Raw genomic sequence first — 11,428 nt, 5'->3', positions numbered from 1 at the left:
GCCCTATCGCCCAGAGGGCTGGGCTCCTACGAGAGAAAGCGGCTGTGGCGGCGGGTGAACAATATGGGTGTCCTTTATCTTGCTTCACCTTCAGAAAAGTACATCTGTGCCCGTCCTCGTCGCTGCTTGACCCATTGGCTGTTATTTCGCAGGCTCGATGTCCATGTCTCGCGCGGTCGGACCGCAAGGAACTGCGTGGGCTTTCAGTCGTGGGGGTGCTGGCCCGGGTTCGAGCGGAGTGTAGAGCAGGCGCCGTTCGCGAATGCTTTTGTGCAAGGGTCTCACGGGCGCTCGCTGCTCGGGATATCGCCCGGCCGAGCGACCAACCGCGTGACGCCCGCCAGGACAGTGCATGACAGAGATGATCTCGCGTAAAGAGGAGGTAACAATGAAGCACTCTTTTGGCTTCGCACTAGTCGCAACGATCTCGTTGATCTCCGGCTCGGCGGCTGCGGACGATGTCGTGGTGGTCGATCAATCGATTCTGAAGCAAGACGTCCTGGCGGCTCAGGACGCTTGGTGCGAGGCGCTTGTCGATATCAGTTCCACCTATGCGGAAAGCGGGCATGAAGCCGCCAAGGCGCTCGCCGCAGACATCATCGACGAAGCATATGCCTACCAGATGGGCACGGTTCTCTTCAAACCCACGCTGGCGCAGAAACCGGACACGTTCCGCATGACCCGGGAAGGTGCATTGTCGTACTTCGTGGGGGGCGATTCCTCTTTTCCTGACGACTCCGGGTTTGCTCTCGAGGCCTGGAAGGAGTGCGAACCACAGAATGCCGGAATCTTCATCGATGGCAAGAGCGCGATCACGATGGGGAAGGTGCATTTCACGGACCAGGATGGAGCGGTTACAACCGTCGACAAGACCTGGGGTTTTGTGCGCGATGACGCCGGTGCATTGCGCATCAATCTGCATCACTCGTCGCTGGAGTATCAGCCGGATTAAGGGACCACTGGCCCGATGGAAGAGTGAGTGTCCTCTTTCATGATCGTGTAGCCCGGATGAGGGATCAGCGGAATCGGCATACAGCGAACGCGTCCTTCAGGCTTCGGGCTTCCGTGCCAGCAACATGTAGTTGACGCTCATGGAGCGCGACAGCCACATCCGGCGGGAAAGCGGATTCACCTTGACTCCCGTCTGCGCCACGGGCTCCAGGCCGTCCCGCGCGAGCAGCGCCCTCGTTTCCCGCGGTGTGACAAAGCGCTTCCACTGATGGGTGCCCCGGGGCAGGATGCGGAACAGGTACTCGGCACCGACAATCGCCACCACGAACGAGACCGGATTGCGATTGATCGTGGCCACGAAGGTGTGGCCGCCGGCGCGCAGCATGCGGTTGACGCTCGCCATGAACGCGGGCAGGTCCGCCACATGCTCCACCACCTCCATGTTCAGGATCACGTCGAAGGTCTCGCCACGCGCCGCGAGGGCTTCCGCGGTGTTCACTTCGTACTCGATATCCAGGCCCTGCTCCGTGGCATGAAGCCGAGCCGCGGCGATGTTGCGGTCGACGACGTCCACGCCCAGTACATTCGCGCCCAGGCGGGCCATGGCCTCGCTCAGCAGCCCGCCGCCACAGCCAATATCGAGGATGCGCAGGCCGTCCAGGGGGCGCTCGGCCTCCGCGTCCCGCCCGAGCGAGTGGCAGAGTTGGTCGCGGATGTAGTCACTGCGCAGGCCGTTCAGCACGTGCAGGGGCCAGTGTCTTCCATCCGGTTCCCACCACATCTCGGCCAGGGCGCGGTAGCGTTCCACCTCGGCGGGATCAACGGTTCGGTCGTGTTCCACATTCGGAGAGGTCATGGGCTGGGTCGCTCGCCATCGGCACAAAGGTCTCTATCCGACCACACGCTGCCTGTTTCGATCGCAGCGGCGGGCGCACCGAACGATCGTGTACCCCTGATCACTCGCCATAGGCCCGAGCGATTCTGGGCCCGGTAGGCGCCTGCAAGCAGGCTCCCTCAGGATGCTTTTGGTGTCCCGGGGCGACCGGCAACCGCGCAGCGGTAAACGGCCCTTGGGAACAGGCGAGGTGACGTCAGAGAGTCCGGCTCTCCGCGGTCGTATTGGCCGGTTACCGGGGTCCAACCCTGTCATTGATCAGCACAACGGTCGGAACCTGCTGTGCCGTCGGATCAACCAACGAGTTGAGGAAATCGCCATGGTCACCTAAAACACGGGTTAGGTGCGATCGCTCAACAGGTTGTCCAGCAGGAGAAAGCGTCATGAGTTGCCAGGAACATCCGAATCACGATCATGAACACGGACCCGGCTGCGGACACACCGCGGTGGAACACAACGGACACGTGGATTACCTGCATGATGGCCATCTCCACCATCCGCATGGCGACCATGTTGACGAGCATGTCATCGAGGTGAGCGAAACGAACCCCGATCACTGCACCCCGGACCATCAGTGCCAAGGTCACGACCCGAATCACGTGCACGGTCCCGGCTGCGGCCACGAGCCCGTTCCGCACGGGGACCACGTCGACTACCTGGTAGACGGCCACCTGCATCACCCCCATGGTGACCACTGCGACGACCACGGACCCCTCAAGGTCGTCGCATCGGGGACCTGACTCGCGCCATCCGGGCCACCTTCGCGATGCGGCACCGCGTCGCCGTGCATGCGTTTGACCTTACCTTGGTCCGGCCCCGTCATGCCCGCGATATTCCGTCATTGCGAGGTCTCGCAGAGACCGCGGCAATCTGCCGGACCGTTCCGAGAGGTTGCTGTTCGCTCGGTACCGTAGGTGGCCCTTGTGACCGCCCGCAATGATCGACGAGCCAAGGCACAAGGTCAGATCCTGGTTTTCGTCCCCGTGTGGTCGGAAGAGAGCCCCTCGGAATCAGAGCGCCCCTTTGCGCCAAAGTTGGCCGGGCAGGGCAACAGGCAAGGTCTGCCCCGGGTCCGCGCCGGTTCGTCGCCGAGGCTGGGGCCTGCCCACAGTAGGAGGCGAGCCCTCTCGCCGATCGGGTGTGTCCGGCTCACCATCGCCCAGAGGGCTGGGCTCCTACAAGAAAAACAAGAAAAAGGGCTGGGGCGGTGTGCGCGCAAGATGGGCGACCTCTTCCGCTAACGCGGCGGTCTGCTCAATCTGAAGGCAGACCCCGGGCCCTCCTGCGGCTGAAGGCACCACCGCACCGTGCGCTAGAACTCGATGTCGTAGCGCAGCTCTTCGTCCGGCTGACGCAGGAAATTGCCCTGCACCAGGTCGATCTGCGATTGCCACAGCAGGGCCAGGCCGTCCACATCCTCCACATAGGCCGCCATGGTGCGTGCGCCGCTGGCCCGGGCGACGTTCAGCAGCGGCTCCAGGCGCGCGAGCTTGTCGGCTGCATCGTGCAGCCCGTGGGTCAGTGGACGCGCGACCTTCACGTAGTCGGGCTGCAGGCTGCGCAGTAGCTGCGCCGGCTGTTCGCTGGAGAGTCCGAAGTGCTCAACGGCCACTCCGACATGGATATCGCGCAGTGTCCCAATGACCCGTTCGGCCTGCTGTAGGTCCGCCACGATGTCTTCCTCCGTCAGCTGCAGTACCAGCGCTCGGGCTGGCAAGGCCGCCTGGGCGAGGATGCGCCCGAGCCAACCTGCCAGGTCCTTGTCGCGCAGCGACCCGCGCGACAGTTTGACGAAGAACACCGAGTCCGGATGGGTGCGCAGTCGTGCGCCCAGGATGTCCACTGCGTTGGCCAGCACCCAGCGGTCCAGCGCCCGGTCGAGGTCCAGGTGTCCGGCCATGTTGACGAACGGGCCGGGTAATTGGGTGTGGCCTTCCGGATCGCGAATCCGGAGCAGCACTTCGTAGCGCTCCGTGTTGTCGGAGCCGGCGATGTTGGCGATCGGCTGATACACCAGAAAAAGGCGGTGCTCGTGAATCGCCCGAGTGATCACCTGGCGCCAGTGCTGCTGCTGGGCGGCACCGCACTCCGGCGTGATCAGCGCCGGGTCCAGCTGGATACGGTTTCCGCCCTCCCGGCGGGCCTGCGCACAAAGCGCCAGAGACTGGTCCACTGCATCTGCCGCGGGAATGTCGGCCAGTGCCGTGATCCCGATGCTCAGGCCCGGGTACGGCGCGTGGCTCGGGGCACCATGCGGCGCCGGGACCTTCGCATAAAGGGCATCGCCCCAGCCTGACAGGGCTTCCGCGTCGGCTCGGTTCAGCAGCACGAGGGTCGCGTTCTCGCTGAATCGGGTGATGCGCTCGCCCGCGGCCAGGCCTGACGCGATTCGCCCCAGCAGGCGACGCTGAAGCAGCGAGAAACCGGCCACTCCCTGTTCCCGGATCAGACTTGAGGCCTCGTCCCATTCGACGCAGGCGAGGGCGACGATTCCGGGCTGAGTGGCCAGCCCCGCTCGCCAGTGGTCCAGCAGGGGCGCCAGGTCGCCGGAGCGCAGGGTGGCGGGGGCCCGCCCGGCCCGACGACGTCGGCGGCAGAGGCGCGCCTCGGAGCGGACACGCGCGGGCGCCGCCTCCGGCGATATGTGCGCAAGCCGAGGGCCCGGCTCGGCTCCAGGGCCATCTGGTGGCGTCAGCAGAACGCGCGGGATGTCGAACAGCGATGGGTCCTGATCAAGGGAGCGGGACAGGGCCGCGGCCTGGCCGGGCGTGATGTCCACGTCGATCACAATGGCCTCGGGCAGGCTCTCCAGGGCTTGGCCCGGCACATCGTCCTCCGGCAAGAGACGCTGGATGTCGAGTGCCGGGGCCTCCTGCAGGGCGCGGGTCGGGGAGACCGACTGCCCGGTGGTGACCAGCATGATCCGCAGCGGATCCCATGGGCTGGAGTCGACCAGGCCCTCCAGTGTCGCGGCGATCTCGGAGGGAATCGTGGGCATCGACAGGACCGCGTCCCAGTCATCGATCGTGGTTGGCTGTTCCCCGCCCTGGGAAGCTTGCAGGATCAGGATATTGGGCAACGCTGCATCGTCATCCGGTGTTGGCGGGCCCGGCGGCGCTGCCAGGACGACGCGTGCATGAGGCGTCGCTGTCGATTCGGCATGCACCGCCTCCTGCAGGCTGGCGAAGGCGTCCACCCGAAAGCCACAGGCCACCAGTTGCAGTGCCAGTTCGTCGCGTTCCGCGCCGGCCGGCCCGAGCAACTGGACCCGCAGTCGGTCGGGAACCGGAGTCGGCATACTGTCGGGCTCCGGAGCCGCCGGGAGCCCTTCCGACGCGGCGAGATCGTCCGGAAGCGTCCCCTGCAGGCGCAGGATCAGGGCGCCAATGGTCTCCTGCTCGTTGGAGTTGGGAGGCAGCGGGCTTTGCAGATGCTGGGCCACACGCTCGTCAATGCGCCGTGCGGTGTTCAGCGCCTCCTTCAGCGCCGTCCCGGCCAGCCCTCCGGCGATCACCCGGGTCAGCGCGCGGATCTCCCCCAGGTCCACATGGCGGCAGCCACGCTGCCGGATCATGTACCACCGGTCGGCCAGGTCGGCGACCATCCGTGGCAGGCCCCGGACAAACTCCCGGCTGGTGGTGTTATCGGATGGAGTTGGAGAGGACTTCGCCTGCGGGGTGCTGCCGGAAACATCGGCCATGTGATTCGAAGTCCTCTTGGAATGTGTCTTGTGAACTATAGACAACCCTTCCACGCATGGTTGAGTTTTTTGGTACTGCCTCGATCCATTAGCGGCCTGCGCCGGAATCCAGCCTCCAGCGAAACGGCGATACCGCCCCAAAGCGCTTGCGCCTGTGCGTCATCGAGGCTGGAGCTTACCCACTGTAGGAGGCGAGCCCTCTCGCCGAGCGGGCATGTCCAGTGCCCCATCGCCCAGAGGGCTGGGCTCATACGAGAGAAAGGGGCTGTGGCGGAATGTGAACAAGATGGGACTCCGCTTTCTCGCCGCGTTAGCTAGCAGATTGACACGTGTCACGTGATACGAGACATTGGTGCCATGATCAAGACGTTCGCGGATCGGCGTACGCAAGAGTTGTACGCGACAGGGAAGTCGAAGCGGATCCCGCCAGATGTTGCCAGAAGGGCGGTCCGCAAGTTGGACTATCTCTCGGTAGCCGAGCAGCTTGATGACTTGCGGGTTCCTCCCGGCAATCTCGGCTGCACACGCTGGAAGGAGATCGCAAGGGTCAGTATGCAATCTCCGTCAATGACCAGTGGCGGCTCTGCTTCCGGTTCGAGGATGGCGACGCCTTCGATGTCGAAATCACGGATTATCACTAGGAGGCAATAGTGATGAGCATCTCCAACACCACCGGCCTGAAGCGGCGGCCGACCCATCCGGGTGAAATGCTGCGCGAGGACTTTCTTCCGGATTTTGGCCTGAGCACCGCGGAGTTGGCCAAGGCGGCAGGCGTATCGCGCCAGTCCATCAACGAACTGCTGCGCGAACGTCGAGCTCTAAGTCCGGAGATGGCACTGCGGCTCGCACGGCTGTTCGGGACTACCCCGGAGTACTGGATGAATGCTCAACGTGCCGTGGACCTCTGGGACGCCGCCCAGGCCATTCAGGACGACATAAACCGCATCCACCCACTAGACGCCGCCTGACCCAGCGCCCCAAGGGGCATGTCCGTAGCCTGTAGCAACGGAATCACCCCACGCCCGTTCCCTGGTGAGGCTGGGTCCTACCACTGTAGGAGGCGAGCCCTCTCGCCGATCGGGCGTGTCCAGTGCCCAATCGCCCAGAGGGCTGGGCTCCTACGAGAGAAAGGGGCTGTGGCGGCATGTGAACAAGATGGGTGTCCACTTTCGCATGCTTCCAGCCATGTTTGGCGATTGAATCACCCCCAATAATTGGTCTATTCTCGTACTGAATTACCGTACGGTTCGGAGCGACCATGGAAACAGTAAGCGTCAACCGGTTTCGTGAGAACCTGAAGGCCTTTGTCGAGGAAGCGGTATCCACGCACACCCCGCTCAAGGTGACGCGGCGCGCGGGTGAAGCCTTCGTAGTGATGAGCGCGGATGACTGGGAGCGGGAGCAGGAAACGCTCTATGTGCTTCAGAACTCCAGCTTGATGCAGCAGATTGCGGACTCCGCCGCCACCCATCGGAAGGGAGACGGTTATCGACCCACGGAAGGGGAGATCGATGAGATCACTGGTATTCGAGGGTAATACCTGGGCCGCGTACGAAACGCTCCGGGAGCGCGACCCAAAGCTGCATCGAGCCCTGCGCCGGATCCTGAAGGAGATGCTCCGGAACGACCCGGCCACCGGAACCGGGAAGCCGGAACCCCTCCGGCATTCGCTCTCGGGCTTCTGGTCCCGACGTCTCTCCGCCCGGGACCGACTGATCTACCGCTTCGACGATCAAGCCATCTATATCTTCGCGATCGGGGGCCATTACGACGCGTTGTGATTCTTGCCCAGGTTGCCCTTCCCCGGAGGCCGAGGGATTACGGGCGTTCGTGCTCTTCTCCGGAGCCCAGCCAGAAGTCCAGGCGTTTGGCGAGAAACTCCTGCCCGCTCATGTAGTGAGACCCGTCACAGGAGAAGTTGAGGCCAACCATGCCGTTGAAGATATTGAGGGAGCCGGAGCGCAGGTAGATCGTGTCGTCCATGAAGCGCAGCTCACGGAAGGTACGGAACACCGCGGCTACCTGCTCCGTGGAGAGTAATGCCTCCTCGGGGTAGGACCGCTGAGGATAGGCGAGACAGATCCCGGGATCCGTGAGGTCCTCGTAGTCCAGCAAGCGGTAGCGGAATGGGTCGTCGCGCAGCCACAAGGTGGCCCGGGAACTGGAGAAATGCAGCTTGCCGTGGAATACGCCGTGGGCGGCCACCAGCTCGGTCAGGAGGTCCAGTACCTCGTCGATACGGGTGTCGAGCGGGCTGTCCACCCGATGCTGGTTGAACAGGCCCCCGCGGATTGCTGGATCCCCCTTGAGCTGCATCCATTGGTCCGGCTGCTGATAGAGGTCGCGGGTCAGGGGCAGCTCCCGCAGGTCGAAGTCCGCCCCCAGGAACCCCAGCAGTGTGCCGTCGCTGTGAGTCAGCCGTTGCACGGCCGTCAGGGTAGGGCGGCGCCGATTGCGGCTGATGTAGGCCGACGACATGGAGAACTCGGCACCGGCCAGGGCATCGGCCACGTAGGGCCGGGCGCTGCGATCCCGCCCGGCCTGGTCCGGCAAGGGGCCTTCTGGGGATACGTTGGCGGTCACCTGGTGAGCGCGATGATCGAGCACATAGAGGTACTTGCAGGACGGCAGCGCGCCCAGAGCCACCGCGAGTCGCTGCTCCAGGGCCTCGCGATCACCCCATCTCTCGGCACAGGGGGTCACCAGCCGCGCCAGTGCGGTCGACAGTTGCCCCTGGAGCAGCAGTCGCTGCCGGGCCACTGCCGTCATTGTCGCTTCACTCATGGCCTTCGCTCGGAGGATACCGTTGGGAACGCGCCCGCCAGGCGCGGAAGTCTCGCGAGGGTGCCGCAGGACCGGCGGTGGCGCAACAACCGACTCGATGCATCCTGTGGTCGGATAGCGCCAGGCCGTTGGGTGTGTCGCCATTACGGCCTTTCAGTGGCGTCTTGATGGGAATGCTCGTAGAGACAGCTACCACAACGCGGCGCGCGTTCAACAGCTCCAGGCCCGCCCTCTGGCCGAGCCAGCGGCAAAAGACAAGCGCTGACCCTATGGACAAAAGGCAAGGCCTGACCCCGGAGCCCCTTGTAGGAGGCGAGCCCCCTCGCCGATCAGACGTGCCCAATGCCCCATCGCCCAGAGGGTTGGGCTCCTACGAGAGAAGGGGCTGTGGCGGCATTTGAACAAGGCGGGCGTCCTCTTTTCCTGGCGGCTGCGGGATCGTGTAGCCGGGTTACTCGTAGTGGCTCCATAAACGAATCACCTTGACGACTCCCTCGTCTTCAAGCACCTGGTACACAAGCCGGTGTTGAATATTGATGCGCCGCGAGTACGCGCCGGAGAGATCACCCACCAGCTTCTCGAAAGGTGGGGGCTTTCGATACGGATCTTCCGCGATCAGGGTCAGCAGTTCCTGTGTCTTCGGCTTCAGGCCGCTGGCCGCCAGCTTCTTCGCATCCTTTTGAGCCTGCCGGGTGTAGACCCACTTCCATGTCACCAATCCAGCTCCTCGTGGCATTCATCCGCCGGAGTATCCATCCCCTCGCGGATCGACTCGCGCATACCCGGCACCGATAGCAGGTACAGGGTCTCCTGAATGGCCGACCAGTCCGACTCGGATAGCAGGACCGCGTTGTTCCGCTTGCCGGTGATCACAATCGGCTCGTGGGATTCCGCCGTTTCGTCGATCAGCCGGTAGAGGTTGCTGCGCGCCTCTGTAGCCGTAATTCCCGTCATGGCGCACCTCGCAAGTGTGTGGGCTTCGACCAAGAGTACGCCTTCACGTACGTCCCGTAAACCGTACGGGTATCCCGCCACTGCCAGACACCGCAGAAACTGCGGCAACCGTTCGGATCGTTCCAGGAATTGTCCTTTCGCCCAGCCTGGAAGGTCATCCCGGAAACCGCGAAGTGGTTATCCGGGATCTCGGGCGCCGAGGCAGGAGCGGACGCCGGCTCTCCCCTTCGCTCCGGCCGGGATGACCGTTTGCCGCCAGGGAGAAGCTGGGTGTCCTCTTTCTCGGAACACCGCGCATTCGAGTAAGGCCTCGACTTGCTCCGGCGCGGCAATCGGCGCGGGGCCGGATTCTTCGGCGTGGGCCGGGCGGGCCGCGAGTCCATCCATGTGACGTAAGTCCGTTTTCGTTCTGTGGAGACCTTACCGATTCCGGCCGCGGTTGTCCCGTCTGGGTTGGTGGTTGGGCCGGTGGCTTGCGTTGGGAGATCCCGGCTCTTCGCTGCGCTGCGCTGCGGCCGGGATGGCGAGGGGTGGCTGCGGCCGGGATGGCGGTGTGGGGTGGGGCACAAATTGTGGGAGCGTGCTTGCACGCGAAGCCTTTGACTGTGTCTGGCTTTGGCTGGGGCTTCGCCTGCAAGCAGGCTCCCACAGGGGGAGGAGGAATAGTGGGGTGATTTCTTTGGGTGAGATTAGTGGGTTGGGAGGCAGTCGGGCAGGGATTGTTCGAACGAGTGAGGGGTGATGCCGAGGTCGGCGAAGGCGCCGAGGGTGGGGTTGGCGATGTTGTCCTGTTGCATCAGGTAGAGCTGATCGCGCGTCAGGGGTGGGTTGGGGAGCAGTGAGCCCAGGGCGGCCAGGGCGTGCCAGATGGGGAACGGCACGGGCAGCATGGGGCGCTTGCGGCCGAGGTGGGTGAGGACCCGGGTGAGGATCTGGCGATAGTTGAGGATGTCCGGGCCGCCGAGTTCGTAGATGGGGTGTGTGGGCGGCTCGTCTGCGCACAGGCGGGCGAGGGCGCGGGCGATGTCGCTGACGTGTACCGGTTGCAGGCGGGTGGTGCCGCGGCCGAACAGGGGTATTACGGGCAGGGGCGCGAGGCCGGCGAGGTTGCGCACAAAGGCGTCGCCCGGGCCGAAGAGTACGCTGGGGCGCACGACGATGGCGTTGGGGAATTCGCGGAGGACGGCGGCTTCGCCTTGCGCTCGGGCGCGGATGTACGACGAGGGCGAGCGGCTGTCGGCGCCGATGCCGGAGACCTGCACGACGCGCTCCAGGGTCGCGTTCCGGGCGGCACGGGCGAGGCGCGCGGCGCCTTCGACGTGGATGGTGGTGAAGCGCAGGTCGCGTTGCTCCACGTACAGGCTGACGGCGTTGATAACACCCTTGGCATCTTCCACGGCGCGGGCGACATCGGCATCGTCCCGGATGTCGGCGCGGCAGTGCTCCACTCGGGGGTGATCTTGCAGAGAATCGGGTAGTACGGGGCGGCGCGAGGCGATGCGCACGGTGTGCCCGGCGTCGATCAGTGCGTGCACCGTGGCGCGGCCGAGAAAGCCGGTGCCGCCGAATACCGTGATCAGGTTCGGGCGCATGATGAGCCCCCTCCAGGCAAATCCGATCGTTACGGGGTGTGGATGCTTGTCGATCCGACTGACAGATGGCCTATAGGTAAGACTGGCGTGTAGGGAGAATGATCCCGGTGGGGTATGGAAGAAGAGGGGTGTCCTCTTTCCTGTTCAAGAGCCTTCTGCTCACCCCCGGAAGTCAGGTTCGCTTACCCATACGCTGGTGTTGGTCCGCACACTGCAGGAGTAGGGAGTGTGCTGGTCTAATTTTCGTGGACACCTCGATCGGTGGAATGATTGGGATCTGATCGAGGAGACGATATGGGACGCAGGAATTTTGATCCGGAGTACAAGCTTCGGGTGGCCCGGATGGTGGTGGATGAGGGCCAGAGTGTGCCGCAAGTGGTGCGGGACACCGGGGTGGGCGAGACGGCCGTTCGGCGCTGGGTCGAGCAACTCAAGGCGGATCGTGCCGGGGAGGCCGGCGATGGCCGGCCTTTGACGCCGGAGCAGCGACGGATCCGGGAGCTGGAGGAAGAGAATCGCCGGCTGCGGGAAGACAAGGCCATCCTAAAAAAG

General features: G+C 64.2%; 12 protein-coding genes and 1 pseudogene. 6 read left to right on the top strand and 7 right to left on the bottom strand.

Going from position 1 to position 11,428, the window contains the following annotated elements; all coding sequences use genetic code 11:
* The first annotated feature begins 352 nt into the window (after positions 1 to 352).
* Positions 353 to 952 (top strand): hypothetical protein, encoded by a 600-nt coding sequence (locus F791_RS0111190; protein WP_019592618.1) that lies wholly within the window; start codon positions 353 to 355, stop codon positions 950 to 952.
* Between the two features lie 96 nt (positions 953 to 1,048).
* On the opposite strand, the gene ubiG is transcribed toward F791_RS0111190, so the two are convergent.
* The 3 genes from ubiG to F791_RS0111175 all read right to left on the bottom strand — a co-directional run bounded on the left by ubiG (position 1,049) and on the right by F791_RS0111175 (position 5,450).
* The gene (gene ubiG, locus F791_RS0111185; protein ID WP_019592617.1) at positions 1,049 to 1,807 is read right to left on the bottom strand and encodes a bifunctional 2-polyprenyl-6-hydroxyphenol methylase/3-demethylubiquinol 3-O-methyltransferase UbiG; all 759 of its coding nucleotides are present in this window, start codon (positions 1,805 to 1,807) and stop codon (positions 1,049 to 1,051) included.
* A gap of 392 nt (positions 1,808 to 2,199) precedes the next feature.
* Positions 2,200 to 2,553, bottom strand: a complete 354-nt coding sequence (locus F791_RS13895; protein ID WP_019592616.1) for a hypothetical protein — start codon at positions 2,551 to 2,553, stop codon at positions 2,200 to 2,202.
* Positions 2,554 to 3,158: 605 nt separating this feature from the next.
* Positions 3,159 to 5,450: an EAL domain-containing protein gene (locus F791_RS0111175; protein WP_019592615.1), complete on the bottom strand. Its 2,292-nt coding sequence runs from the start codon at positions 5,448 to 5,450 to the stop codon at positions 3,159 to 3,161.
* 453 nt (positions 5,451 to 5,903) lie between these two features.
* Here F791_RS0111175 and F791_RS13230 point away from each other — a divergent pair.
* The 4 genes and pseudogenes from F791_RS13230 to F791_RS0111160 all read left to right on the top strand — a co-directional run bounded on the left by F791_RS13230 (position 5,904) and on the right by F791_RS0111160 (position 7,327).
* A pseudogene (locus tag F791_RS13230) lies at positions 5,904 to 6,187 on the top strand (type II toxin-antitoxin system RelE/ParE family toxin).
* Positions 6,188 to 6,199: 12 nt separating this feature from the next.
* Positions 6,200 to 6,514 carry a HigA family addiction module antitoxin gene (locus F791_RS0111170; protein WP_018173892.1) on the top strand — a complete coding sequence of 105 codons (315 nt, stop codon included), beginning with the start codon at positions 6,200 to 6,202 and terminating at the stop codon, positions 6,512 to 6,514.
* Between the two features lie 290 nt (positions 6,515 to 6,804).
* Positions 6,805 to 7,083 carry a type II toxin-antitoxin system Phd/YefM family antitoxin gene (locus F791_RS0111165; RefSeq protein WP_018139190.1) on the top strand — a complete coding sequence of 93 codons (279 nt, stop codon included), beginning with the start codon at positions 6,805 to 6,807 and terminating at the stop codon, positions 7,081 to 7,083.
* Positions 7,058 to 7,327, top strand: a complete 270-nt coding sequence (locus F791_RS0111160) for a Txe/YoeB family addiction module toxin (RefSeq protein ID WP_018875306.1) — start codon at positions 7,058 to 7,060, stop codon at positions 7,325 to 7,327. The genes F791_RS0111165 and F791_RS0111160 overlap by 26 nt, the downstream gene beginning before the upstream one ends.
* Before the next feature lie 37 nt (positions 7,328 to 7,364).
* On the opposite strand, the gene F791_RS0111155 is transcribed toward F791_RS0111160, so the two are convergent.
* From F791_RS0111155 to F791_RS0111140, 4 genes are all read right to left on the bottom strand, one after another.
* Positions 7,365 to 8,315, bottom strand: coding sequence for a PDC sensor domain-containing protein (locus F791_RS0111155; protein ID WP_019592614.1), 951 nt, complete (start codon positions 8,313 to 8,315; stop codon positions 7,365 to 7,367).
* 466 nt (positions 8,316 to 8,781) lie between these two features.
* Entirely contained in the window at positions 8,782 to 9,045 is a 264-nt protein-coding gene (locus tag F791_RS0111150) for a Txe/YoeB family addiction module toxin (protein ID WP_019592613.1), read from the bottom strand.
* Positions 9,042 to 9,284, bottom strand: a complete 243-nt coding sequence (locus F791_RS0111145; RefSeq protein WP_018139194.1) for a type II toxin-antitoxin system Phd/YefM family antitoxin — start codon at positions 9,282 to 9,284, stop codon at positions 9,042 to 9,044. The genes F791_RS0111150 and F791_RS0111145 overlap by 4 nt, the downstream gene beginning before the upstream one ends.
* A 689-nt stretch (positions 9,285 to 9,973) precedes the next feature.
* Positions 9,974 to 10,876, bottom strand: coding sequence for a complex I NDUFA9 subunit family protein (locus F791_RS0111140; RefSeq protein ID WP_019592612.1), 903 nt, complete (start codon positions 10,874 to 10,876; stop codon positions 9,974 to 9,976).
* 294 nt (positions 10,877 to 11,170) lie between these two features.
* Here F791_RS0111140 and F791_RS0111135 point away from each other — a divergent pair.
* The coding region (locus tag F791_RS0111135; RefSeq protein WP_019592611.1) for an IS3 family transposase at positions 11,171 to 11,428 on the top strand (258 nt) is incomplete at its 3' end.

Source organism: Thioalkalivibrio sp. ALRh (assembly GCF_000381425.1).
In the GTDB taxonomy this organism is placed as follows: Bacteria; Pseudomonadota; Gammaproteobacteria; order Ectothiorhodospirales; family Ectothiorhodospiraceae; genus Thioalkalivibrio.
Note: the sequence above shows the minus strand (reverse complement) of the source record. Positions and strands in the feature narration are given on the sequence as shown.

Coding starts and splice junctions, on each gene's coding strand:
- F791_RS0111190 (WP_019592618.1), top strand. CDS start 353: ATGACAGAGATGATCTCGCGTAAAGAGGAGGTAACAATGAAGCACTCT.
- ubiG (WP_019592617.1), bottom strand. CDS start 1,807: ATGACCTCTCCGAATGTGGAACACGACCGAACCGTTGATCCCGCCGAG.
- F791_RS0111175 (WP_019592615.1), bottom strand. CDS start 5,450: ATGGTCGCCGACCTGGCCGACCGGTGGTACATGATCCGGCAGCGTGGC.
- F791_RS0111170 (WP_018173892.1), top strand. CDS start 6,200: ATGAGCATCTCCAACACCACCGGCCTGAAGCGGCGGCCGACCCATCCG.
- F791_RS0111165 (WP_018139190.1), top strand. CDS start 6,805: ATGGAAACAGTAAGCGTCAACCGGTTTCGTGAGAACCTGAAGGCCTTT.
- F791_RS0111160 (WP_018875306.1), top strand. CDS start 7,058: ATGAGATCACTGGTATTCGAGGGTAATACCTGGGCCGCGTACGAAACG.
- F791_RS0111155 (WP_019592614.1), bottom strand. CDS start 8,315: ATGACGGCAGTGGCCCGGCAGCGACTGCTGCTCCAGGGGCAACTGTCG.
- F791_RS0111145 (WP_018139194.1), bottom strand. CDS start 9,284: ATGACGGGAATTACGGCTACAGAGGCGCGCAGCAACCTCTACCGGCTG.
- F791_RS0111140 (WP_019592612.1), bottom strand. CDS start 10,876: ATGCGCCCGAACCTGATCACGGTATTCGGCGGCACCGGCTTTCTCGGC.